This window comes from Streptococcus cristatus (genome assembly GCF_963529205.1).
GTDB lineage: Bacteria > Bacillota > Bacilli > Lactobacillales > Streptococcaceae > Streptococcus > Streptococcus cristatus_O.
The window spans coordinates 16,916-40,190 of sequence record NZ_CAURYF010000019.1; the positions used below are offsets into that span (position 1 = coordinate 16,916).

Consider the following 23,275-nt stretch of genomic DNA (forward strand, 5'->3'; position numbering starts at 1 on the left):
TGCTGCGGCGAGGTTTTTTCTTGTAGAAAGTGAGGTTGTCATGGTTAGTGACAGTTGTAAAAAGAGATTTGGCAAGATTATGCTGGAGCAGATGGAGCTGCTGGAGCAGGTAGAAATTGCGCCTCAGATTTTTTCGATGCGCCTGAGAGGCCAGATGGTGAGCCAGATGCAGGTTGGTCAATTTCTGCATATCCGAGTGCCAGATGATAGCAAGTTGCTGCGGCGGCCGATTTCCATATCGGAGATTGATCGGGAGAAAAATATCTGCCGGATTATTTATCGGGTCGAAGGTGGTGGGACGGCCATTTTCTCTCAGCTTCCTGTCGGTAGCTATCTTGATGTCATGGGACCTCAGGGAAATGGTTTTGATTTGTCTCCGGTAGAAAAGGGCGACAAGGTCTTGATTATTGGTGGTGGTATCGGTGTGCCTCCTCTCTTACAAACGGCCAAAGAACTGCATGCTAAGGGAGCCCAGGTTACAGCAGTATTAGGCTTTGCCAATCAATCTGCGGTTATTTTGGAAGAAGAATTTCGTGAGTGTAGCCAGTTGTTTATCACTACAGATGATGGGACTTATGGTCAAAAGGGCTATGTATCAACGATTGTTGACGAGTTGACAGATGAGTTTGCGGCGGTCTATTCTTGTGGCGCACCCGGTATGCTCCAGTATGTGGATCGGAAATTTCATGACCATCCCCATGCCTATCTATCGATGGAGTCTCGCATGGCTTGTGGCATGGGCGCCTGCTATGCCTGCGTCGTTCATGTAGCAGGCCAGGATGAAGCGGTCAATAAGCGGGTTTGTGAAGACGGTCCAGTTTTTGAGACTGGGACTATCGTGCTTTAGGAGGATAAGGAAATGACTGAAAATCGTTTGAAAATTTCTCTGCCAGGATTAGAGCTGAAAAATCCAATCATTCCAGCTTCAGGTTGTTTTGGCTTCGGTCAAGAATATGCCAAATACTATGACTTGGATCTACTGGGCTCTATCATGATCAAGGCGACGACGCAACATCCCCGCTTTGGCAATCCAACGCCCCGTGTGGCTGAGACGCCAGCTGGCATGCTCAATGCTATCGGCCTCCAAAATCCAGGTGTCAATGCAGTTATGGCTGAAAAACTTCCTTGGCTGGCTCAGCACTATCCAGATTTGCCAATTATTGCCAATGTGGCTGGTTTCTCCAATGAAGAATATGCTTATGTATCTGGAAAAATCTCCCAATCTCCCAATGTCAAAGCGATTGAGCTCAATATTTCCTGCCCCAATGTGGACCATGGCAATGCGGGGCTTTTAATCGGGCAAGTCCCTGAGCTAGCCTATGAAGCGGTAAAAGCAGCAGTTGCTGACTCTCAAGTCCCAGTCTATGTCAAATTGACTCCCAGTGTAGCAGACATTACCCAAGTGGCCAAGGCGGCAGAAGATGCGGGCGCGAGCGGTCTGACCATGATCAATACCTTGGTGGGAATGCGTTTCGATCTGAAAACGAAGCGGCCAATCATTGCCAATGGAACTGGTGGCATGTCTGGTCCAGCTGTCTTTCCTGTGGCGCTCAAGCTGATTCGTCAGGTTGCGCAGTTTACCAAACTACCAATCATTGGCATGGGCGGAGTTGACTCGGCAGAGGCAGCGCTGGAGATGTTTATCGCTGGTGCATCAGCTATCGGCGTCGGAACAGCGAATTTTACCGACCCTTATGCCTGTCCTAACATTATAGAAAAGCTTCCGCAAGTCATGGATAAATACGGCATTGAAAGCTTAGAAAGCTTGAGAAAAGAAGTCAGAGAAAATTTACTTTAAGCTCTATTTTCTCTTGACAAACTTCCCAGTAAATTATAGAATGTTTAAGACAAAACCTTTAAAGAAGTCCAGAGAGGCTCTAAGGCGCATACGTTTAAAATGGCAGATTTTGCCACATTTTCGTGTAACCTTGCTCTCGGGCAAGGTTTTTTCTATGATTGTAATCATCTTTATAGTAAGTACAAAGCAAGGAGAAGAACCGTATGCGTGAAGAACGTCCTATTATCGCCCTAGACTTTCCATCTTTTGATGATGTCAAGAACTTTCTGGAGCATTTTCCAGAAGATGAAAAACTGTACGTCAAAATCGGCATGGAATTCTTTTATGCCATTGGTCCAGAAATTGTGCATTATCTGAAAGGCTTGGGACATAGTATTTTCCTCGATTTGAAATTGCACGACATCCCTAATACCGTGCGTTCAGCTATGTCTGTTTTGGGAACATTTGGGGTTGATATGGTGACGGTTCATGCGGCTGGCGGCGTTGAGATGATGCGAGAGGCCAAGAAAGTTCTCGGTGACAATGCGAAGCTAGTAGCGGTGACCCAGTTGACTTCGACCAGTGAAGAAGATATGCGCGACTGCCAAAATATCCAAACAACTGTGCAGGAGTCGGTTGTTAATTATGCCCGCAAAGCCAAGGAAGCTGGGCTGGATGGGGTTGTTTGCTCGGCCTTGGAAGTTGAGCTCATCAAGGCAGCTACGGCGGACGATTTTCTTTGCGTGACACCGGGTATTCGGCCAGCAGGTGCTGAAATCGGTGACCAAAAGCGGGTCATGACACCGCAGGAAGCCCACCAAATTGGCAGCAATTATATTGTAGTTGGTCGCCCAATCATTCAGGCTGAGAATCCTTGGGATGCTTATCACGAAATTAAGAAACAGTGGAATAGCTAAATAAGAATTTTAAATGAAACGAATAACAGATTTATAAGGAGTGAAAAATGACTTTAGCCAACGATATTGCACGCGACTTGTTGAAAATCAAAGCGGTTTACTTGAAACCGGAGGAGCCTTTTACTTGGGCTTCTGGGATTAAATCACCGATTTACACAGATAACCGAGTGACTTTGGCCTACCCAGAGACTCGGACTTTGATCGAAAATGGCTTTGTTGAAAAGATTCGTGCAGAATTTCCTGATGTGGAAGTGATTGCGGGAACGGCAACGGCGGGTATTCCTCACGGTGCTATCATTGCTGACAAGATGAATCTGCCTTTTGCTTATATCCGCAGCAAACCAAAAGATCACGGAGCGGGCAATCAGATTGAAGGACGAGTGGCTCCTGGTCAAAAGATGGTTGTGATTGAAGATTTGATTTCCACTGGAGGCTCTGTCTTGGATGCTATTGCGGCAGCTAAGCGTGAAGGAGCAGATGTAATCGGTGCCGCAGCAATCTTCACCTACGAATTGCCAAAGGCGGATAAGAACTTTGCGGATGCAGGCGTGAAGTTGGTGACCTTGTCAAACTACACAGAGCTTATCCACTTGGCTGAGCAAGAAGGCTACATCAATGCAGAAGGATTGGCTTTGCTGAAGAAGTTCAAAGACGATCAAGAAAACTGGCAAAATTAAGAAGGTACGAGGAGGCGGGACTAGCATGTTCCTGTCTCCTTTTTAGGATTTACTTGGCCTCTGCTCACTTTTTAAAATAGCAAAAAGTGCTTGATTTTGTTATAATAAAGCCATGTCTAAGATTTATCATATCACTTTTTTGATTCTGCAAAAAATCATGCTGGTATTGAGTCTTCATTGGCTGTTTACAGCTATATTTCATGTGTCGCAGTTGAGTAGTTTGGCTCTGATTTTGTTTGGAGTCTTGGCCTTTCTAGCGGATCGCTATTGGCTTCAGCTCAAGGAGTCTTATCATTTTCTAATGCGGCACAAGCTGGCGATTGTCTTGGCAGCTCTTATTTTTCAGCTCATCATGCTCTTATCGGCTGAGCTTTTGATTAGGCGGGACGCAGCGGTGGTTTTCACAGGGGCTTTCAAGTACCTGAAGGAGTCATCCATTTCCAGCTACCTGACACGCAATCCCAATAATCTGCCCCTCTTTCTCTATGAGCGTTTTTTCTTTAACCTTTTTGGTGAAGCAGCTCTTTGGATTATGCAGGGACTCAATCTTTTTTACGTCAATATTGCGTCTTGGATCCTTTACAAAGGCTGTCAGCGATACTTTTCGCAGGCTACAGCTGATGCGGTTTTCAGCCTTTATGTGGCCTTGGTCGGATTTTCGCCTTACTACATGTCCATGTACACGGACATTCCTCCTTTGCCTTTGATTAGTCTACAGATTTTTCTAGCTCTGAGTTTAATTGAAAATAAGGACGATAGTCGCCAAATCATTTCTAGAAGCCTTTTATTAGGGATTCTGACCAGTCTTGCTTTTTTGATTCGTCCGACAGTGCTGATTCTGCTGATTGCTGTTTTTGGAGTTTTGTTTTTGAGACAAAACTGGAAAAAGTTTTTCTTGACTGCGGCGGTCTTTGCACTAAGCTTTTCAGCAGGCTACCTTCCTCTTCATTATGGTTTAGCTCACCAGACCGAAGTGCCGATTATCCAAGGCGAAGGACTGGCCAAAGGGCCACTGCTTTTCATCAATCTGGGGCTAACCAATATCGGTCACGATCAGGAGGACATGAAGGAAGGGTTGTTGCAATACGTTGAGCCCAACAAGCGAGCTGACTACAATAACGGCATGTTTGCCAAGGAAAATGTCATCAAAGAAATCAAACGCCGCTTAAAAGAATACACTCCGCTGACCTTTCTACAGCACCTATATTATAAGCACTCTTTGACAGTTGCTGAAGGAACCTTGGGTTGGCTCTATCGCAGTGTTGAAAATGAAAAGACGCCTTATATTTCACCACTTTATGAGTTTACAAAAGACAATGCATTTGCCCAGTTTATCCGTGATTTCTTCCTCAATTCTGATAAGAATAGTTTTCGATTTTATTCGCTGATCAAGCAGGCAGTTTGGATTGTCATGGCTTTGGGGTTGGTCTTTGCCCTTTGGCAATACCGACCAAATGATTCCTTGAATTTCTTAAGCTTGGCAGTCTTTGGTGGCCTCCTCTTTTTGCAAATTTTTGAGGGAGGGAAGACCCGTTATCTGATTCAGTTTTTGCCACAGATTTTGATTCTGTCAGCTGTGGGTTTGACTCAGTATCCTCAAGGTTTAGACAACATTCGCTTTTGGAGTAGAAAGAAGAGTCGTTAAGATGAAAAGACCTGTACCTATCTACGAACCGCTTTATAGCTTGAAACCTATCGCTGAGAATATCTGGATTGTCGACGGTGATTTGATTGAGATGGATGCAGTGGTGACAAAGTTGCCCTTTTCTACCCGCATGACTGTCATCAAGTTAGCAAATGGTCATCTCTGGTGTCATTCACCAATCCAGCCAAATCAAGCCTTATTTGACCAGTTGGACGCTTTGGGACCAGTTTCGCATCTTGTTTCTCCAAATAAGATTCACTATGCCTATATAGCTGACTGGAAGAAGCATTATCCTAAGGCAATTGCTTGGTCTAGTCCAGGAGTTGAGGGGAGAGCGGCCAAGCAGAAAATCCCAGTCTCTTTTGATGAAAAGCTGATGAATGAGGCTCCTGAAGCTTGGGCAGGTCAGGTAGAACAGTTGGTTTTCAAGGGAAGTACTTATATTGAGGAAGTTGTCTTTTTTCATAAAGACAGTCAAACCTTGATCTTGACAGATTTGATTGAGAATTTTGAAACAGAGCGTTTTCCGAGTTCGCTTCGTAGCAAGGTTTATACATTGGTTCGTGTTGCAGCTCCGGACGGCCAGACACCTATTGACTACCGTATGACCTTTATCGGTCATCAAAAAGAAGCCAAGGAATGTCTAGAGCAGATGCTAGCTTGGCAACCGGAGAAAATCATCCTAGCTCACGGTTCTTGTTTTCTGGAAAATGGCAGAGCAGAACTAAGAAGAGCACTTAGGTGGATTAGGTAAGAGAATTTTATCGTAGGAAATGAGAGGAGACAGATATGCAACATTCAGCTTGGCACGCTTTGATTAAGGAGCAGCTGCCGGAAGGTTATTTTGCAAAAATCAATCATTTTTTAGACCAAGTGTACGCTTCAGGGACTATTTATCCACCACGGGAAAAGGTGTTTAATGCGATTCAGACGACAGATTTAGCGGATGTTAAGGTGGTTATTTTGGGGCAGGATCCCTACCACGGACCTAGACAGGCGCAGGGATTGAGTTTTTCGGTCCCTGATGACATTCCAGCACCGCCTTCTTTGCAGAATATTCTCAAAGAACTGGCTGATGATATCGGAGTGAAAGAGTCACATGATTTGACTTCCTGGGCTCAGCAGGGTGTTCTCTTGCTCAATGCTGGTCTGACAGTGCCTGCTGGCCAGGCCAATGCGCATGCCGGCTTAATATGGGAACCTTTTACTGATGCTATTATCAAAGTAGTCAATGAAAAGTCTGATCCAGTTGTCTTTATCCTCTGGGGTTCTTACGCCCGCAAGAAAAAAGCCTTGATTAGCAATACCCAGCATCTGATTATCGAGTCAGCTCACCCAAGTCCGCTGTCTGCGTATCGTGGTTTCTTTGGTAGCAAACCTTTTTCTCGTACCAATGATTTCTTAGTGGCTAAGGGCTTGGAGCCAATCGATTGGTTAGCTTAGGAGGTAGTATGGTTCAGTTAGCAACAATTTGTTATATCGATAATGGCCGGGAGTTTCTCATGCTGCACCGCAACAAAAAGCCCGATGATGTTCATGCTGGGAAATGGATTGGTGTCGGTGGCAAGCTAGAGCGAGGAGAAACCCCACAGGAATGCGCAGCACGTGAGATTCTAGAGGAAACTGGTCTCAAGGCCAAGCCTGTCCTAAAAGGTGTTATTACTTTTCCAGAATTCACTCCCGACTTGGACTGGTACACCTATGTTTTCAAGGTGACGGAGTTTGAAGGAGAGTTGATTGATTGCAATGAAGGGACGCTAGAATGGGTGCCTTACGATCAGGTGCTTTCAAAGCCTACTTGGGAAGGAGATCATACCTTTGTTGAATGGCTGCTGGAGGATAAGCCCTTCTTTTCAGCCAAGTTTGTTTATGATGGTGATAAACTGCTCGACACGCAGGTCGATTTTTACGAATAAAGGAGATACAAAATGCTACTAATCAAGAATGGCCGTGTTATGGACCCTAAGACTGGTCTGGATCAAGTGTGCGATGTGCTGGTGGAGGGCAAGAAAATTGTCAAAATTGGCCAAAATCTGGAAGCAGCTGATGCCCAAGTCCTAGATGCCAATGGTTTGGTTGTGGCTCCTGGTTTGGTGGATATACACGTTCACTTTAGGGAGCCGGGCCAGACTCATAAGGAAGATATTCATACGGGGGCTTTGGCAGCAGCAGCAGGTGGCTTTACGACAGTTGTTATGATGGCCAATACCAATCCTACCATTTCAACGGTTGAAACCCTGAAAGAAGTACTGGAGTCGGCTAGTCGCGAAAAAATCCATATCAAGTCAGTCGCGACGATTACAGAGAATTTTGATGGCCAGCATTTGACAGATTTTAAAGCGCTCTTGGCAGCAGGAGCAGTTGGCTTCTCAGATGACGGTATTCCGCTGACCAACGCTGGGATTGTCCGCCAAGCTCTGATAGAAGCACGTAAAAACGATACTTTTATCAGCTTGCATGAGGAAGATCCAAATCTCAACGGGATCCTCGGCTTCAATGAGCATATCGCTAAAGAGCATTTTCATATCTGCGGCGCGACAGGTGTAGCAGAGTACAGCATGATTGCCCGCGATGTCATGATTGCTTATGATGCCAAGGCTCATGTGCATATCCAGCATTTGTCCAAGGCTGAGAGTGTAAAGGTGGTGGAATTCGCTCAGAAGCTAGGATCTCAAGTCACTGCTGAAGCAGCACCTCAGCACTTCTCTAAGACAGAAGCTCTGCTATTGACCAAGGGCAGCAATGCTAAGATGAATCCGCCTCTGCGCTTAGAATCGGACCGGCTAGCGGTTATCGAGGGGCTCAAGTCTGGTGTCATTTCTGTCATTGCGACGGACCATGCTCCACATCATGCTGACGAGAAAAATGTTGAAGACATCACTAAAGCGCCGTCTGGTATGACTGGTCTTGAGACCTCGCTTTCTCTAGGGCTGACCTATCTGGTGGAAGCAGGGCATCTTAGCCTTATGGAGCTCTTAGAGAAGATGACGGTCAATCCAGCTAGTCTCTATGATTTTAACGCTGGTTTTCTGGCCGAAGAAGGTCCAGCTGATATCACTATTTTCGATCCAAAAGCTGACCGTCTGGTTTCCGACCATTTTGCCTCCAAGGCAGCTAATTCACCTTTTGTTGGCGAAGAGCTGAAAGGCCAAGTCAAATATACCATCTGCGATGGAGAAATCGTCTTCCAAGCCTAGCAGGTATTCATATAAAGTCAGAGAGTGGGACAGAAATCGGTAATTCGTTAGAATTCGATTTCGTCGTCCCACCTCCGCACAGTTGAGTAGGGCTGTAAAAGCTGATGAAATCAGCGTAGTAGAGCCCACTCAACCACTGCATCTTGCTCGATAATCCAAAGACAATTGAGAGGTTAGGACTTTTGTCCCAGCCTCTTTTTTATCAGAAAAAAGATTAACCTGAAATAGCATTCCCTTTTTACAGAAAAAACAGTATAATAGTAGAAAAAACATAGACTGGAGCTTTTATTTATGAAAAAGAAGCATCTTATTTTACCTGTTTTGTCGACGGTTCTGTTGGCACCTGCCTTTTTGGACCATCAAGTTGCTGCGGATGAGGTTCAGCCAGCAACTGCTGTAGCAAATGTGAGTGACTCAGCTCAAAAACCAGCTGAAACAGATTTGGCACAAGCAGGTGGAGTTTCTGCCGATGAAGCTAGCGTAAATGCGGCCATCGCAGCTAATGCTCAAGATGTATCAGGAGCGTCTGACGCAAGCTTGCCTGAAGCTACCATTCTTCATACAAACGATGTGCACGGTCGTATCGTCGAAGAAAAAGGTGTTATCGGTGATGCCAAACTCGCAACAGTTATCAAAGAAGAACGTGCGAAAAATCCTCAAACGCTGGTTGTAGATGCAGGAGATGCTTTCCAAGGTCTGCCAATTTCTAACAGCTCCAAAGGGGAAGAACGCGCGAAGATCCTCAATGAAATCGGCTATGATGCTATGGCGGTCGGAAACCATGAATTTGACTTTGGTTTGGATGAGGCTAAAAAATATAAAGAAATCCTCAATTTCCCACTTCTCAGCGCTAATACCTATGCCAACAATGCCCGTGTCTTCCAAGCATCAACCATTGTGGACAAGGATAAGAACGTCGAAGGTGATGAATTTGTTGTGATCGGGGTGACCACTCCTGAGACAGCTACCAAAACGCACCCAAAAAATATTCAAGGTGTGACTTTTGCGGATCCAATCACAGAGGTTAACCGCGTGATTGACGAAGTTGAAGTACGTGCAGCAGCTGAAGGCAAAACTTACAAAAACTATGTCGTTCTGGCCCACTTGGGTGTGGATACTACGACACCAGTTGAATGGCGCGGTTCTACCTTAGCTGAAGCCCTTTCTAAAAATGCCAAACTGAAGGGCAAGCGGGTTACAGTGATTGACGGCCATTCTCACACAGTAGAGTCCACTACTTATGGTGAAAATGTGACCTACAACCAGACTGGTAGTTATTTGCACAATATCGGTAAAGTTACTTTCAAGGCCAACCAACTTCTGGGCGATCCTCAGCAAATCCCAGCTGAAACAGCTAAAAAAGCTAGTCCAGACCCAGTAGTAGCAGAGATGGTTAAGAAAATTAAGGAAAAATACGATGCAGAAAATGCCAAGGTAATCGTGGCCAATAGCCCTGTGGAGCTTAACGGTGACCGTGAAAATGTCCGCGTTCGAGAAACCAATCTGGGAAATGTGGTAGCAGATGCCCTTTACAAATACGGACAAACAGGCTTTGCTAACAAAACAGACTTGGCTGTGACCAACGGTGGTGGCCTACGGGAAACGATTGCTAAAGACAAGCCAATCACAAAGGGAAATGTCATCGCTGTTCTGCCTTTTGGAAATACCATTTCTCAAATCAAGGTAACAGGTCAGAATATCGCAGATATGTTTGCCAAATCCTTGGGCTCAATCCTGCAAGAAAAAGATGGAAAACCTGTCTTGGATGAAAACGGCCAACCATTGCTAGAGCCAAGTGGCGGTTTCTTGCAAGTTTCTGGTGCTAAAGTTTACTATGACACAACTCTGCCAGCAGAAAAACGGATTCTTCGCATTGAAATCAAAAACAAAGAAACAGGTGCTTATGAAGCCCTTGACCTGGCTAAGACCTATTACCTGACAACCAATGACTTCCTAGCAGCTGGTGGTGATGGTTATACCATGCTGGGTGGTGCGCGTGAGGAAGGTCCATCTATGGACGTGGCCTTTGCAGAATATCTGGAAAGTGCAGATTTGACAGCTTATGCAGCAATCAATCCAAATTCTCGCACGATTTCGATGTCTGCTAGCAAGGATACAGATGGAGATGGTTACACAGATATCGAGGAAATCCAGCAAGGTACTGATCCAAAAGATGCCACTTCTAAGCCTGGACAAACCAATCCAGCAAACCCAACCAATCCGACTAACCCAGCAAATCCTACCAACCCAACTAATCCAACAGTTCCAACAACACCAAGCAATCCAGTAGTTCCTAGCCAACCTAATCATCCAGTTGCGCCAGAGACAAAACCACAAGAACAACCTTCTGTTGAGAAGCCAAATACAGCTCAGCCGGCAGCAAATAAGGCAACTTATCAAGCTCCAGCACAGGTTCGTCCGACAGAAGTAGCAAGCAAACAAGGAACTCTTCCGAAAACAGGAAGCAAGAATCCTATCCTTCTTTCTCTCTTCGGACTGGTTCTGGGAACCCTAGGTGTATCAAGCCTGAAAAAAACTCAAAAAGATTAAAAAAAATGAGGCTGGGACAAAGGTCCTAGCCTCTCAATTGTCTTTGGATTGTCGAGCAAGACGCAGTGGTTGAGTGGGCTCTATTACGCTGATTTCATCAGCTTTTACAGCCCTACTCAACTGTGCGGAGGTGGGACGACGAAATCGAATTCTAACGAATGACCGATTTCTGTCCCACTCTCATTTTTTTGGATTTTGCTTGGTTAGGTTAATGCCCCAAGGGATTAAATTTTCTTTTTTCTGTTTGATACGTTGGATATTGTCCCGATGACGAAGGATGATAATAGCCGCTAAGAGAATGATAATCAGGGTAAAGAAGAAGTCATAGCTTGGTAGAATAAAGCCTAAAGCAGGAAAAATCAAGACAGATAGGATAGCCACGCTTGCAGAAACCACGCTAGCGAGGGAAATCATACTTCCCAGATAGAGGGTTGTCACAAAGACCAATATCAGATAGACAAAGAAAGCGGGTGAGAAGCCTAGAACAGCACCTGCACTAGTCGCCACGGCTTTGCCACCTTTAAAGCCAGCAAAGATTGGAAAGGTATGGCCAATCACAGCCAAGAGCCCAAAAATCAATGGTGAAATCCCATCAATATGCAGGAAAAGCGGCAGCAGCGTTGCCAGTGTACCCTTGAAAAAGTCAATGACAAAGGTGGCGGTGCCGGCCGTCTTGCCCAAGATACGGAAAGTATTGGTCGTGCCAGTATTGCCACTGCCGTATTCTCGCAGGTTCTTTTTAAAGAAAATCTGCCCAATCCACAAACCTGTCGGAATGGAGCCCAATAAATATGCTAGTATTAATCCAAGTATCGTGTTCATCATGATTTTATTATACCATGATTTGGAACTTGGACAAAGGACTATGATAAGAATATTTTAAGTGAATTGTCTAGTCTGACGCTTGCAGCTAGGCTGCCTTTCCCAAAAATCACTTGAAATCCAGATTCTATCAGTCTTTAAAGGGTATTCTGTAGAAAAAAACTTTGCAAAATTTATCAAAAACTTGTAAGATAATAAGGATGACTATCATGCAGGAGGTTCCTTGTGGCAAAAAAGGAAATCAATATTAATAATTACAATGACGATGCCATTCAGGTATTAGAAGGGTTGGATGCTGTCCGTAAACGTCCGGGGATGTATATCGGATCGACCGATGGAGCGGGACTCCACCATCTGGTCTGGGAGATTGTCGACAATGCTGTCGATGAAGCCCTGTCAGGCTTCGGTGACCGGATCGATGTGACGATTAATAAAGACGGCAGTCTAACCGTTGCAGACCACGGACGCGGAATGCCAGTCGGTATGCACGCGATGGGCATTCCCACGGTTGAGGTTATTTTCACCGTTCTCCACGCCGGCGGTAAGTTCGGCCAAGGTGGTTATAAGACCTCGGGTGGTCTCCACGGTGTAGGTTCCTCTGTTGTCAATGCCCTGTCCAGCTGGCTGGAAGTGGAAATCACTCGCGACGGGGCTGTTTACAAGCAGCGCTTTGAAAATGGCGGAAAACCAGTCACCACGCTCAAGAAAATCGGCACCGCGCCTAAGTCTAAGTCTGGGACCAAAGTGACCTTCATGCCAGACGATACGATTTTTTCAACGACAGACTTCAAGTACAACACTATTGCGGAGCGGCTTAAGGAATCAGCCTTCTTACTCAAGAATGTCCGCTTGTCGCTGACCGATGCACGAACTGGCGAAGAAGTAGAGTTCCACTATGAAAACGGGGTTGAAGACTTTGTCAGCTATCTCAATGAAGACAAGGAAACCCTGACGCCTGTCCTCTATTTCGAGGGCGAGGAGAGTGGCTTCCAAGTCCAGGTGGCCCTCCAGTACAACGACGGCTACTCCGACAATATCCTGTCATTTGTCAATAACGTCCGCACCAAAGACGGCGGTACCCATGAGACGGGGCTCAAGACTGCTATTACCAAGGCCATGAACGACTATGCCAGAAAGACTGGCCTGCTCAAGGACAAGGACAAGAATCTGGAAGGTTCGGATTACCGCGAGGGTCTATCTGCCGTCTTATCAATCTTAGTTCCTGAGGAACATTTACAGTTTGAAGGCCAGACCAAGGACAAGCTGGGCAGCCCTTTGGCTCGTCCCGCCGTGGACTCCATCGTCTCTGACAAACTGACCTTCTTCCTCTTGGAAAATGGCGAGCTGGCTTCCAATCTCATCCGCAAGGCTATCAAGGCCAGAGATGCCCGTGAGGCAGCCCGCAAGGCGCGTGACGAAAGTCGGAATGGCAAGAAGAATAAGAAAGACAAGGGCTTGCTGTCTGGTAAGTTGACTCCAGCCCAGTCCAAGAACCCAGCCAAGAACGAACTCTATCTGGTCGAGGGAGACTCTGCCGGTGGCTCTGCCAAGCAAGGCCGTGACCGTAAGTTCCAAGCCATCCTGCCTCTGCGTGGTAAGGTTATCAATACTGCTAAGGCTAAGATGGCTGACATTCTCAAGAACGAAGAAATCAACACCATGATCTACACCATTGGAGCGGGTGTTGGGTCAGACTTTACCCTTGAGGATGCCAACTATGACAAGATTATCATCATGACTGATGCGGACACCGACGGTGCCCATATCCAGACCTTGCTGCTGACCTTTTTCTATCGCTATATGCGCCCGCTGGTCGAGGCTGGTCGCGTCTATATCGCCCTGCCGCCTCTCTACAAGATGTCCAAGGGCAAGGGCAAGAGCGAAGTTGTCGAGTATGCTTGGACCGATGGCGAGCTGGATGACCTGCGCCGCAAGTTTGGCAAGGGTGCCATGCTTCAGCGCTACAAAGGGCTCGGTGAAATGAACGCCGACCAACTCTGGGAGACAACCATGAATCCCGAAACCCGCACCCTCATTCGTGTCACCATCGAAGACCTTGCCCGCGCCGAACGCCGTGTCAATGTCCTAATGGGAGACAAGGTCGAACCACGCCGCAAGTGGATTGAGGATAATGTTAAGTTTACGTTGGAAGAAACAACGGCGTTTTAGTAATACTTTATCCCTATATACTATTTTCTGAATTCATTAGCATTTAATTACTAATGTTTCATAACTTATATAATTTAAGTGTTTTCGTGAAAGGTGTGATTCCCATGAGAACTGAACCTGAAATGTTAGATTTAATTTTGCAAACTGCAAAAGTGCTACAGGTTGACGCTGTCGCTATGTCCGGCTCGCGGACAAACCCAAATGCTCCCAAGGACGAGTTCCAAGACTATGATGTGGTCTACATTGTGGAGGATTTGGATGCTCTGGTGGCTGACCTTGCTTGGTTGGAAAAGTTTGGCAAGCGCATGATTGAGCAACATGTCCTACTAGACAATCGCCGCCTCTATCTCATGCTCTTTGGAGATGGCAATCGGATAGATTTGACCCTTTGTTCCAAGGAGTACATCAAAGAATGGGTGGATAGCGAAGCAGATTTCACGGTGCTGGATGACCCGCAGGGGTCGTTTGCTCCTTATGCACCGACACCCAAGCGCTATTGGACGGCACCAGCTAGTGCGACTGACTTTGACAAATCCTGCAATGAATTTTGGTGGGTGTCAGCCTATGTGGTCAAGGGCATTCATCGGAACCACCTTGTCTATGCGACGGATCATCTGTATGGAATCTGCCAGCAAGAATTACTCAAGCTTTTAGCTTGGCAAGTAGCAGCAGATAAGGGGATGGTTGATGTTGGCAAGAACTACAAGTACCTCTTTCAGTATTTGCCTGCCGAGAAAGAGAAAGAATTTGCAGCCTTGCTTGACTTTTCTGATCAGAAAAGCTTCACCAAGTCTTTCTTAGCTACCATGCACTTTTTCCACAAGGAAGCACAAGCCTTCTCTCTCAAAACCGGCTTCCCCTATGACAATGAAACTGCAGAGAAGATGATGGAGTATGCTGAGGCAAGACTTCCCAATCACTGACTAAATAAAGAACGTAATTAAAAACATTAAACTACAGAAAGGATAGTTTAGTTACTTATAGTAACTGAACACGGGACTAATTTCTTAGGAAAAAAGATAAATCGCTTGGGGTTCATCGAACCCTGCATTGATTTCCTATTTTTCTACAGAAATTTTCGGCAAGCCGAAACGTCCCTTTGTATCTTATGAGTAACATTCAAAACATGTCCCTTGAGGACATCATGGGAGAGCGTTTTGGTCGCTACTCCAAATACATCATTCAAGAGCGGGCCTTGCCGGACATTCGCGATGGCTTGAAGCCTGTCCAGCGCCGTATTCTTTATTCCATGAACAAGGACGGCAATACCTTTGACAAGGGCTATCGCAAGTCAGCCAAGTCAGTTGGGAACATCATGGGGAATTTCCACCCCCACGGTGACAGCTCCATCTACGATGCCATGGTTCGTATGTCACAGGATTGGAAAAACCGCGAGATTCTCGTTGAGATGCACGGAAACAATGGTTCTATGGACGGTGATCCACCAGCGGCTATGCGTTATACTGAGGCGCGCTTGTCTGAAATGGCTGGCTATCTTTTGCAAGATATTGAGAAAAATACCGTCCCTTTTGCTTGGAACTTTGACGATACAGAGAAGGAGCCGACTGTTCTGCCGGCAGCCTTTCCTAATCTTTTGGTCAATGGTGCAACTGGGATTTCTGCTGGTTATGCGACTGATATTCCACCTCATAATCTAGCCGAAGTCATTGATGCGGTCATCTATATGATTGACCATCCGTCTGCCAAGGTGGACAAACTCATGGAGTTTCTGCCTGGACCAGACTTCCCGACAGGAGCCATTGTCCAAGGTCGAGATGAGATCAAGAAAGCCTACGAGACTGGAAAAGGTCGCGTCGTGGTGCGTTCCAGAACTGAAATTGAAAAGCTGAAGGGCGGAAAAGAGCAAATTGTCATCACCGAGATTCCTTATGAGATTAATAAAGCGGTCTTGGTCAAAAAGATTGACGATGTGCGGGTCAACAATAAGGTGGCTGGCATTGCTGAGGTTCGGGACGAATCAGACCGTGACGGTCTTCGCATTGCCATTGAGCTCAAGAAAGACGCCAATACTGAGCTGATTCTCAACTACCTCTTTAAGTACACCGACTTGCAGGTCAATTATAATTTCAACATGGTGGCGATTGACAATTTCACGCCGCGTTTGGTGGGGATTGTGCCAATCTTGACCAGTTATATTGCCCACCGCAAGGAGATTATTCTGGCTCGCAGCCGGTTTGACAAGGCCAAGGCTGAGAAACGCCTCCATATCGTGGAAGGATTGATTCGGGTGCTTTCCATCTTGGACGAGGTGATTGCCCTGATTCGTGCTTCAGAAAACAAAGCAGACGCCAAGGAAAATCTTAAAGTCAGCTATGATTTCACCGAGGAGCAGGCTGAGGCTATCGTCACTCTCCAACTCTACCGTTTGACCAATACAGACGTAGTGGTTCTGGAAGAGGAAGAAGCAGAGCTGCGCGAGAAGATTGCCATGCTGGCTGCTATTATCGGTGATGAGCGCACCATGTATAATCTTATGAAGCGGGAGCTCCGCGATGTCAAGAAGAAGTTTGGCAATCCGCGTCTCAGTGAGCTGCAGGATACGGCAAACGCCATCGAGATTGATACAGCTAGTCTGATTGTGGAGGAAGAGACCTATGTCAGCGTGACATGTTCTGGCTATATCAAGCGGACCAGTCCGCGTTCTTTCTCTGCTTCGACCCTAGAGGAGATGGGCAAGCGTGACGATGACCGACTGATTTTCCTTAGTCCAGCTAAGACGACTCAGCATTTATTGATTTTCACCAGCCTGGGAAATGTTATCTACCGGCCTGTTCACGAGCTGTCAGACATCCGCTGGAAAGAAATCGGAGAACACCTCAGTCAGACCATCAGCAACTTTGATACCAAGGAAGAGGTTATCTATACAGAATTGCTGGATAGCTTTGAGGAGGGGACTTACTTTGCAGCGACCAAGTTAGGTCAAATCAAGCGTGTGGAGCGCAAGGAGTTCAGTCCTTGGCGGACCTACAAGTCCAAGTCGCTCAAGTTTGCCAAACTTAAAAATGAAGACGACCAGGTTATTGCTCTGGCGCCGATTAAGCTGGATGATGTTATGCTCGTAACCAAGAATGGCTATGCCCTGCGCTTTAATATTGAGGAAGTACCAGTTATCGGAGCTAAGGCGGCTGGGGTTAAAGCCATCAACCTCAAGAAGGACGATGTCTTAGCAGCAACCTTTATCGCTAACACAGACTCGCTTTACATCCTGACTCAGCGCGGTTCACTGAAGCGTATGGCAGTCGCAGATATTCCTGTTACTAGTCGGGCAAATCGCGGTCTTCAAGTTCTGAGAGAGCTTAAGACCAAGCCGCATCGTGTCTTCGCAGCTGGTCCTGTCTATGGCGAAGCAGCAGACTTTGACCTCTTTACTACTGAAGCAGAAGCTAGTGAGGATCAGATTTTGCAGGTGCATTCTAATAAAGGAACGGCCTATGAGATTAATCTAGCTGACCTCAGCCTGTCTGAGAGAACTAGCAATGGCAGCTTCATTTCTGATACCATTTCAGACGAAGAAGTTTTCTCGGCCTATATCAAGTAATCAACAAGCCAGTTCATACGAACTGGTTTTTTAAAAAATAAATTTTCAGAAAATTGAAAATAATGATTGAATTTTTCAGAAAAAGGTGTACAATAGGGAGTATCTATAAATTGAAAGATAAGGAAAAGAGGAAAAGACTATGACAGTAAATCTTGATTGGGAAAATCTTGGCTTTTCATATATGAAATTGCCCTATCGCTATATCGCTTATTATCGGAATAGTCAGTGGGAGGAAGGACAGCTGACAGAAGATGCGACCCTGCATATTTCTGAGTCTTCACCAAGTCTTCACTATGGTCAGCAGGCTTTCGAAGGTCTAAAGGCTTATCGTACCAAGGATGGTAGTGTTCAGCTTTTCCGTCCAGATGAGAATGCTAAGCGCCTGCAACGCACATGCGATCGTCTCTTGATGCCACAAGTTTCAACTGAAATGTTTGTGGAAGCTTGTAAGGCTGTTGTCCGCGCCAATGAAGAATATGTACCGCCATATGGAACAGGGGGAACTCTTTACCTTCGTCCGCTTTTGATTGGTATCGGAGATATCATCGGGGTAAAACCAGCGGAGGAGTATATTTTTACGATTTTTGCTATGCCAGTTGGAAACTACTTCAAGGGTGGTTTGGTTCCAACCAACTTCTTGATCCAAGACGAATATGACCGTGCAGCTCCACATGGTACGGGTGCGGCCAAGGTGGGTGGTAACTACGCAGCTAGTCTCCTACCAGGTAAGATGGCTAAGTCTCGTAACTTTTCAGATGTTATCTACCTAGATCCGTCAACTCATACCAAAATTGAAGAAGTCGGGTCAGCCAATTTCTTTGGAATCACCAAGGACAATGAATTTGTGACTCCGCTTAGCCCGTCTATTCTGCCATCCATTACCAAATATTCTTTGCTTTACTTGGCAGAGCATCGCTTGGGCTTGACGCCAGTTGAAGGCGATGTTCCAATTGACAACTTGGATCGCTTTGTCGAAGCAGGAGCTTGTGGTACGGCAGCAGTTATCTCACCAATTGGAGGAATCCAGCACGGCGATGACTTCCATGTATTCTATAGCGAGACAGAAGTCGGGCCAGTGACCCGCAGACTCTACGATGAGCTGACTGGTATCCAATTTGGTGATGTGGAAGCCCCAGAAGGTTGGATTGTCAAAGTAGACGAATAACGTAAGAGCCCTTCGAGGCTCTTTTTATTGAGGAAATCACTTGCCAGCTTTGCTATTTTTGTGTAAAATAGAAACTTGAAAGAGGTAGAAGAATGAGTAAAAAAGATAAAAAAATTGAGATTCAGATTGCGGATAGTAAGGTGAAGCTTGGCGCTGATCAATTTGATGGCTACACCCTTTCTATTGGGAAAAAAGTCATTGGCGAGATTGCTGAGTTTGACGGCCAATTTGCTATTATCAAAAATGGAAATGTTGAAAGTTTATATAAAAAGCTTGAAAAAGCAGTGGAAACTTTGATTGAAACCTACAATTTAGGAAAATAAGGGCTTGCGCTTTTATTAGATTAATGATATAATTGATATCGTTGATTGTCGGAGAGATAGCGAAGAGGCTAAACGCGGCGGACTGTAAATCCGCTCCTTCGGGTTCGGGGGTTCGAATCCCTCTCTCTCCATTTCATCATTGGGGTATAGCCAAGCGGTAAGGCAAGGGACTTTGACTCCCTCATGCGTTGGTTCGAATCCAGCTACCCCAGTTCTTAGGTAATATATCAGATAAAGGATAAAATATCGTCGGATATTTTATTTCTTTATAGGGTGGAAAACGGTAAAGATAAATCAATGTCGTTTGCGGGTGCTTAGGAAAATAATTATAAGTATGTCAAGTAGTACACTTGATTGTTGGAGGATTTTTTTAGATGAATGAATTTGAAGATTTGCTAAACAGTGTTAGCCAAGTCGAGCCAGGTGATGTCGTTACTGCTGAAGTATTGACAGTGGATGCTAACCAAGCTAATGTTGCCATTGCTGGTACTGGTGTTGAAGGGGTTTTGACTCTGCGTGAGTTGACAAATGATCGTGATGCTGACATCAATGACTTTGTAAAACCAGGTGACACACTTGAATTGCTTGTTCTTCGTCAAGTAGTAGGTAAAGATACAGATACAGTTACTTACCTAGTATCTAAAAAACGTTTAGAAGCTCGCAAAGCATGGGACAAATTGGTTGGTCGTGAAGAAGAAGTTGTTACTGTTAAGGGCACTCGTGCTGTTAAAGGTGGACTTTCTGTTGAGTTTGAAGGACTTCGTGGATTTATTCCAGCTTCAATGCTCGATACTCGTTTCGTTCGCAACACTGAACGTTTTGTAGGTCAAGAATTTGACGCTAAGATTAAAGAAGTAGATCCAAAAGAAAACCGCTTCATCCTTTCACGTCGTGAAGTTGTAGAAGCAGAAGCTGCTGCAGCGCGTGCAGAAGTATTTGGTAAATTGAATGTTGGTGATGTTGTAACTGGTAAAGTTGCTCGTATCACAAGCTTCGGTGCTTTCATTGACCTTGGTGGTGTTGATGGTTTGGTTCACTTGACTGAACTTTCTCACGAGCGTAACGTTTCACCAAAATCTGTTGTTTCAGTTGGTGACGAAATCGAAGTGAAGGTTCTTGATTTGAACGAAGAAGAAGGCCGCGTGTCTCTTTCACTTAAAGCTACAACCCCTGGACCATGGGATGGTGTTGAACAAAAACTTGCTGCTGGCGATGTAGTTGAAGGTACAGTAAAACGTTTGACTGACTTCGGTGCTTTCGTTGAAGTATTGCCAGGTATCGACGGACTTGTTCACATCTCACAAATTTCACACAAACGTGTTGAAAATCCAAAAGATGCTCTTAAAGTTGGTCAAGAAGTAACTGTTAAAGTTCTTGAAGTGAATGCTGCTGCTGAGCGTGTATCACTTTCTATCAAGGCTCTTGAAGAGCGTCCAGCTCAAGAAGAAGGCCAAAAAGAAGAAAAACGTCAATCTCGTCCGCGTCGTCCACGTCGTCAAGAAAAACGTGACTTCGAGCTTCCAGAAACTCAAACTGGTTTCTCAATGGCTGATCTTTTCGGTGATATCGAATTGTAATTTACTTAAGAAGAGGCTGAGTTTCTCAGCTTCTTTTTTCGTCTTTTCAAGTGGGAGTTTGCATTCGAGTCATTTATTGCGATACTTGCTCTTTATGCATATTCAGTTTTATTTAAGCGAAAGATGCTAGACTAAATCTCTCGTGCATTCTATGAGAAAGGAGCTTGCCGTGAAGTTTATTTTCAATTCTATTAGATTTATAGTTCGCTTGCTTTGGCGGCTCATCTGGGGCCTTATTTGGTCTGTGGCACTCAGTTTTCTTGTTCTTGTAGGTGTTTTTTATTTTACTACTTCGACAGAGACAGGGGCAGAGGGATTATCGCAGGCTCTTCGAACTACTGTTACTCAAGTGGATCATTTTTTAGCTCATCAAGGACTTTCCACTGGTCTTCAGACTAGTGAGGGAATTCAGCCCCATCAGCTGACAGATGAGCATAAAGGGACGGGAGCTCGCTGGGAGAAGGCTAGTGCTACGGTGTATATCGATACCACGAATGCAACTTTACGTTCAGCCTATCAGGAGGCTATTAATTCCTGGAACCAGACAGGAGCTTTCACCTTTCAAATCATCAATGATAAAGGAGAAGCGGATATTGTTGCGACGGAGATGAATGACGGCAGTGTCAGTGCAGCTGGTGAGGCAGAGTCCAAGACCAACCTGCTGACCAATCGTTTCACCCATGTGACTGTTCGCCTTAATAGTTACTACTTGTTGGACAGACGCTATGGTTATTCTCATGAGCGGATTGTCAATACAGCAGCGCACGAATTGGGCCATGCTATCGGATTAGACCATAATGAGGAGGAATCAGTGATGCAGTCGGCAGGCTCATTTTATAGTATTCAGCCAGCAGATATTCAGGCTGTAAAAGACTTGTATCAATCATAAAGGTATGCTAAAAACGATTTTTAATTTTATTAGACGCTTCCCAGAGCAAGTTTTCCTCTTTATTTTTAACTCAGGAATTTTTGCTTGGCTGTGGAAAAGCGGAAGCGACATTGCTAACCAGCTGGGTGTGACAGCAGCTTGGGAAACTCATGTTCCAGCGCCCATTCAGGCCTTCTTTGGAGAGAATGTTGAGACCGTTCAAGGATTTTTCCAGCATTCGGCCATTATGTGGCTGATTGGTTCCATGATTATTCTTTGGATTGTTCGTTTTGTCAAAGGGATGATAAAGCTGAGTCTCTTTGTTTTGATTATTTTGCTGGGCATTTACTTGGTCATGCAAAATCAAGAAGTTTTAGCAAGTTTTCTGTAAACTACAAGCAATTTATAGAAGAAAAAAATTTATGACATGAAGAGCCTTAATCGAGTGAGAGCAAGTCTTTCATGGCAAGTTCAGAGCAAGCTTTCCGAGAAGTTTTTAGGAAGTCTTTCACTGTCTGCTCTTGGCTCTTACTGTTATCTAAAATCGAGGATTCAAGCTTGAAAAAGCTTGATGAGCGTTGGTCATGCTTAGTAAAAAAGGCTTCTAAAAAATATTTTAAAAAAAGCAAAAGAAAGGGTTTACATTCACATTTTGATGTGCTATAATGAAACTATAAATTGAATAGGGTGAGCGTTACTAAGTTGGATTAGGCGTGACCGCAAATGAATTGGAAGAGGCAAGTGCTCTTGTATTTTCCGTTTATTTGCGGTCATTTTTATTTCACGAAAACCCAAGAAAATGATAAGGAGGGAACTATGTATCGAATCATACTTCCTATGAATAACAATGTTGCTCTAGCCAAACATGAAAATGGTGAAGAGGTTGTTCTGATTGGTAGTGGGATAGCATTCAATAAGAAAAAGGGTGATCCTGTTCTGGAAAGTAAGATTGAGAAAGTCTTTCGTATGAGAACGGAAGAGTCCAAGGAAAACTTTGTGGCCTTGCTCAAAGATGTTCCACTAGACTTTATCACAGTGACCTATGATGTGATTGACACGCTTTCCAAGAAATACCATTACCCAGTCCAGGAGTATATCTATGTCACACTGACGGACCATATCTACTGTTCTTATCAAGCGGTCCAGCAGGGGCGGTACAAGAGCAGTGACCTACCAGATGCTTCAGATAAATATCCCACTCCTTATCAAATCGCGCAAGAAGCAGTAGCTATTTATCGGGAACGACTCTTAGAAGCTTTTCCAGACGATGAAATAAATAGAATTGCCTATCACTTTATCAATGCAGAAGGATCTTCCAGTCCAGCAGGGCAGAGTCATTTAGATCAGCGGAAGGAAATTTTAGCTGCTGTAGAAGAAGAGCTAAGAAAACAGGGAATAAAAAGAACATCGGATAATAGCAACTTCTATGATCGGTTTATGATTCATCTTAATTACTTCTTAGATTACTTAGACAGAAGCCGAGATGATAATGTTTCACTCTTAGAAATGGAAAGTCAGATTAAACTGACCTATCCTCGAGCTTATCAAATCGGAAGTAGTCTATATGAGATTATTGCCCAGAAAACTGGAATAGATTTGTATCATAGTGAGCGAGTTTATCTGGTCTTACATATTCAACGATTATTATAAGGAACATTAAAAGGAGGATCTATCATGAATAGAGAAGAAGTAACATTACTTGGTTTTGAAATCGTAGCCTACGCAGGTGACGCTCGTTCCAAGTTGCTGGAAGCACTAAATGCAGCTCAGGCTGGAGAATTTGATCGCGCAGAAAGTTTGGTGGAAGAAGCCAATGCTTGTATTGTTGAAGCGCACCATGCTCAGACCAGCCTTTTGACCAAAGAAGCTGCTGGTGAGGACTTGGCTTATAGCGTGACGATGATGCACGGTCAAGACCACCTGATGACAACCTTGTTGCTCAAGGATTTGATGAAACACATGATTGAACTATATAAAAGAGGAGTAAAATAATGAACAAACTCATCGGACTTATTGAGAAAGGGAAGCC

Annotated in this window: 22 protein-coding genes and 2 tRNA genes; 23 read left to right on the top strand and 1 reads right to left on the bottom strand. The window is 45.0% G+C overall.

Going from position 1 to position 23,275, the window contains the following annotated elements:
- Positions 1-40 precede the first annotated feature (40 nt).
- The 10 genes from RWS39_RS05510 to nt5e all read left to right on the top strand — a co-directional run bounded on the left by RWS39_RS05510 (position 41) and on the right by nt5e (position 10,763).
- Positions 41-847 (top strand): dihydroorotate dehydrogenase electron transfer subunit, encoded by an 807-nt coding sequence (locus RWS39_RS05510; protein ID WP_125381438.1) that lies wholly within the window; start codon positions 41-43, stop codon positions 845-847.
- 12 nt (positions 848-859) lie between these two features.
- A complete protein-coding gene (locus RWS39_RS05515; RefSeq protein WP_314481252.1) occupies positions 860-1,798 on the top strand; it encodes a dihydroorotate dehydrogenase in 939 nt (312 codons plus the stop codon).
- A gap of 203 nt (positions 1,799-2,001) precedes the next feature.
- On the top strand, positions 2,002-2,694 hold the full coding sequence (gene pyrF, locus RWS39_RS05520) for an orotidine-5'-phosphate decarboxylase (RefSeq protein WP_062006014.1): 693 nt from the start codon (positions 2,002-2,004) through the stop codon (positions 2,692-2,694).
- A gap of 47 nt (positions 2,695-2,741) precedes the next feature.
- Complete coding sequence (gene pyrE / locus RWS39_RS05525; protein ID WP_125373497.1) at positions 2,742-3,371, top strand: orotate phosphoribosyltransferase; 630 nt, start codon at positions 2,742-2,744, stop codon at positions 3,369-3,371.
- 112 nt (positions 3,372-3,483) lie between these two features.
- Positions 3,484-5,016 (top strand): glycosyltransferase family 39 protein, encoded by a 1,533-nt coding sequence (locus RWS39_RS05530; protein WP_314481255.1) that lies wholly within the window; start codon positions 3,484-3,486, stop codon positions 5,014-5,016.
- Position 5,017: 1 nt separating this feature from the next.
- A complete protein-coding gene (locus RWS39_RS05535) occupies positions 5,018-5,770 on the top strand; it encodes a DUF4336 domain-containing protein (RefSeq protein ID WP_314481257.1) in 753 nt (250 codons plus the stop codon).
- A gap of 35 nt (positions 5,771-5,805) precedes the next feature.
- Positions 5,806-6,459, top strand: a complete 654-nt coding sequence (locus tag RWS39_RS05540) for a uracil-DNA glycosylase (protein WP_314481259.1) — start codon at positions 5,806-5,808, stop codon at positions 6,457-6,459.
- Between the two features lie 8 nt (positions 6,460-6,467).
- Complete coding sequence (locus RWS39_RS05545; RefSeq protein ID WP_314481260.1) at positions 6,468-6,932, top strand: NUDIX hydrolase; 465 nt, start codon at positions 6,468-6,470, stop codon at positions 6,930-6,932.
- A gap of 12 nt (positions 6,933-6,944) precedes the next feature.
- Entirely contained in the window at positions 6,945-8,213 is a 1,269-nt protein-coding gene (locus tag RWS39_RS05550) for a dihydroorotase (protein ID WP_314481261.1), read from the top strand.
- Positions 8,214-8,504: 291 nt separating this feature from the next.
- Positions 8,505-10,763 carry a cell surface ecto-5'-nucleotidase Nt5e gene (gene nt5e, locus RWS39_RS05555; protein ID WP_314481263.1) on the top strand — a complete coding sequence of 753 codons (2,259 nt, stop codon included), beginning with the start codon at positions 8,505-8,507 and terminating at the stop codon, positions 10,761-10,763.
- Positions 10,764-10,943: 180 nt separating this feature from the next.
- On the opposite strand, the gene plsY is transcribed toward nt5e, so the two are convergent.
- A complete protein-coding gene (gene plsY / locus RWS39_RS05560) occupies positions 10,944-11,588 on the bottom strand; it encodes a glycerol-3-phosphate 1-O-acyltransferase PlsY (RefSeq protein ID WP_314481264.1) in 645 nt (214 codons plus the stop codon).
- Between the two features lie 222 nt (positions 11,589-11,810).
- On the opposite strand from plsY, the gene parE reads away from it, so the two are divergent.
- The 13 genes from parE (at position 11,811) to lacF (ending at position 23,238) form a co-directional block, all read left to right on the top strand.
- Complete coding sequence (gene parE, locus RWS39_RS05565; protein ID WP_314481266.1) at positions 11,811-13,754, top strand: DNA topoisomerase IV subunit B; 1,944 nt, start codon at positions 11,811-11,813, stop codon at positions 13,752-13,754.
- A 104-nt stretch (positions 13,755-13,858) separates the two neighbouring features.
- Positions 13,859-14,677, top strand: coding sequence for an aminoglycoside 6-adenylyltransferase (locus RWS39_RS05570; RefSeq protein WP_314481267.1), 819 nt, complete (start codon positions 13,859-13,861; stop codon positions 14,675-14,677).
- A gap of 185 nt (positions 14,678-14,862) precedes the next feature.
- A complete protein-coding gene (gene parC / locus RWS39_RS05575) occupies positions 14,863-17,313 on the top strand; it encodes a DNA topoisomerase IV subunit A (protein ID WP_314481270.1) in 2,451 nt (816 codons plus the stop codon).
- 139 nt (positions 17,314-17,452) lie between these two features.
- The gene (locus tag RWS39_RS05580; RefSeq protein WP_314481272.1) at positions 17,453-18,478 is read left to right on the top strand and encodes a branched-chain amino acid aminotransferase; all 1,026 of its coding nucleotides are present in this window, start codon (positions 17,453-17,455) and stop codon (positions 18,476-18,478) included.
- 92 nt (positions 18,479-18,570) lie between these two features.
- A complete protein-coding gene (locus RWS39_RS05585; protein ID WP_045496652.1) occupies positions 18,571-18,801 on the top strand; it encodes a DUF2969 domain-containing protein in 231 nt (76 codons plus the stop codon).
- A gap of 50 nt (positions 18,802-18,851) precedes the next feature.
- A tRNA-Tyr gene (locus tag RWS39_RS05590) sits at positions 18,852-18,932 on the top strand.
- A gap of 9 nt (positions 18,933-18,941) precedes the next feature.
- Positions 18,942-19,013: transfer RNA gene (locus RWS39_RS05595), tRNA-Gln, on the top strand.
- Positions 19,014-19,175: 162 nt separating this feature from the next.
- Complete coding sequence (rpsA, locus tag RWS39_RS05600) at positions 19,176-20,378, top strand: 30S ribosomal protein S1 (RefSeq protein WP_015604624.1); 1,203 nt, start codon at positions 19,176-19,178, stop codon at positions 20,376-20,378.
- Between the two features lie 151 nt (positions 20,379-20,529).
- Positions 20,530-21,267, top strand: a complete 738-nt coding sequence (locus RWS39_RS05605; RefSeq protein ID WP_314481275.1) for a matrixin family metalloprotease — start codon at positions 20,530-20,532, stop codon at positions 21,265-21,267.
- Between the two features lie 4 nt (positions 21,268-21,271).
- Positions 21,272-21,637 (top strand): hypothetical protein, encoded by a 366-nt coding sequence (locus tag RWS39_RS05610; RefSeq protein WP_149555698.1) that lies wholly within the window; start codon positions 21,272-21,274, stop codon positions 21,635-21,637.
- Positions 21,638-21,708: 71 nt separating this feature from the next.
- Complete coding sequence (locus tag RWS39_RS05615; protein ID WP_314481278.1) at positions 21,709-21,912, top strand: hypothetical protein; 204 nt, start codon at positions 21,709-21,711, stop codon at positions 21,910-21,912.
- Positions 21,913-22,062: 150 nt separating this feature from the next.
- Positions 22,063-22,896, top strand: coding sequence for a PRD domain-containing protein (locus RWS39_RS05620; protein WP_314481280.1), 834 nt, complete (start codon positions 22,063-22,065; stop codon positions 22,894-22,896).
- A 24-nt stretch (positions 22,897-22,920) separates the two neighbouring features.
- Positions 22,921-23,238: a PTS lactose transporter subunit IIA gene (lacF, locus tag RWS39_RS05625; RefSeq protein ID WP_125371058.1), complete on the top strand. Its 318-nt coding sequence runs from the start codon at positions 22,921-22,923 to the stop codon at positions 23,236-23,238.
- The last annotated feature ends 37 nt before the right edge of the window (positions 23,239-23,275 follow it).

Bases quoted from the DNA above. Each gene is read 5' to 3' on its own strand.
- RWS39_RS05585 (WP_045496652.1), top strand. From the start codon at position 18,571: ATGAGTAAAAAAGATAAAAAAATTGAGATTCAGATTGCGGATAGTAAG.
- RWS39_RS05535 (WP_314481257.1), top strand. From the start codon at position 5,018: ATGAAAAGACCTGTACCTATCTACGAACCGCTTTATAGCTTGAAACCT.
- RWS39_RS05605 (WP_314481275.1), top strand. From the start codon at position 20,530: ATGAGAAAGGAGCTTGCCGTGAAGTTTATTTTCAATTCTATTAGATTT.
- pyrF (WP_062006014.1), top strand. From the start codon at position 2,002: ATGCGTGAAGAACGTCCTATTATCGCCCTAGACTTTCCATCTTTTGAT.
- rpsA (WP_015604624.1), top strand. From the start codon at position 19,176: ATGAATGAATTTGAAGATTTGCTAAACAGTGTTAGCCAAGTCGAGCCA.
- RWS39_RS05510 (WP_125381438.1), top strand. From the start codon at position 41: ATGGTTAGTGACAGTTGTAAAAAGAGATTTGGCAAGATTATGCTGGAG.
- RWS39_RS05615 (WP_314481278.1), top strand. From the start codon at position 21,709: ATGGCAAGTTCAGAGCAAGCTTTCCGAGAAGTTTTTAGGAAGTCTTTC.
- pyrE (WP_125373497.1), top strand. From the start codon at position 2,742: ATGACTTTAGCCAACGATATTGCACGCGACTTGTTGAAAATCAAAGCG.
- RWS39_RS05580 (WP_314481272.1), top strand. From the start codon at position 17,453: ATGACAGTAAATCTTGATTGGGAAAATCTTGGCTTTTCATATATGAAA.
- RWS39_RS05570 (WP_314481267.1), top strand. From the start codon at position 13,859: ATGAGAACTGAACCTGAAATGTTAGATTTAATTTTGCAAACTGCAAAA.
- RWS39_RS05540 (WP_314481259.1), top strand. From the start codon at position 5,806: ATGCAACATTCAGCTTGGCACGCTTTGATTAAGGAGCAGCTGCCGGAA.
- RWS39_RS05545 (WP_314481260.1), top strand. From the start codon at position 6,468: ATGGTTCAGTTAGCAACAATTTGTTATATCGATAATGGCCGGGAGTTT.
- RWS39_RS05530 (WP_314481255.1), top strand. From the start codon at position 3,484: ATGTCTAAGATTTATCATATCACTTTTTTGATTCTGCAAAAAATCATG.
- lacF (WP_125371058.1), top strand. From the start codon at position 22,921: ATGAATAGAGAAGAAGTAACATTACTTGGTTTTGAAATCGTAGCCTAC.
- RWS39_RS05620 (WP_314481280.1), top strand. From the start codon at position 22,063: ATGTATCGAATCATACTTCCTATGAATAACAATGTTGCTCTAGCCAAA.
- RWS39_RS05550 (WP_314481261.1), top strand. From the start codon at position 6,945: ATGCTACTAATCAAGAATGGCCGTGTTATGGACCCTAAGACTGGTCTG.
- plsY (WP_314481264.1), bottom strand. From the start codon at position 11,588: ATGATGAACACGATACTTGGATTAATACTAGCATATTTATTGGGCTCC.
- RWS39_RS05610 (WP_149555698.1), top strand. From the start codon at position 21,272: ATGCTAAAAACGATTTTTAATTTTATTAGACGCTTCCCAGAGCAAGTT.
- parC (WP_314481270.1), top strand. From the start codon at position 14,863: ATGAGTAACATTCAAAACATGTCCCTTGAGGACATCATGGGAGAGCGT.
- nt5e (WP_314481263.1), top strand. From the start codon at position 8,505: ATGAAAAAGAAGCATCTTATTTTACCTGTTTTGTCGACGGTTCTGTTG.
- RWS39_RS05515 (WP_314481252.1), top strand. From the start codon at position 860: ATGACTGAAAATCGTTTGAAAATTTCTCTGCCAGGATTAGAGCTGAAA.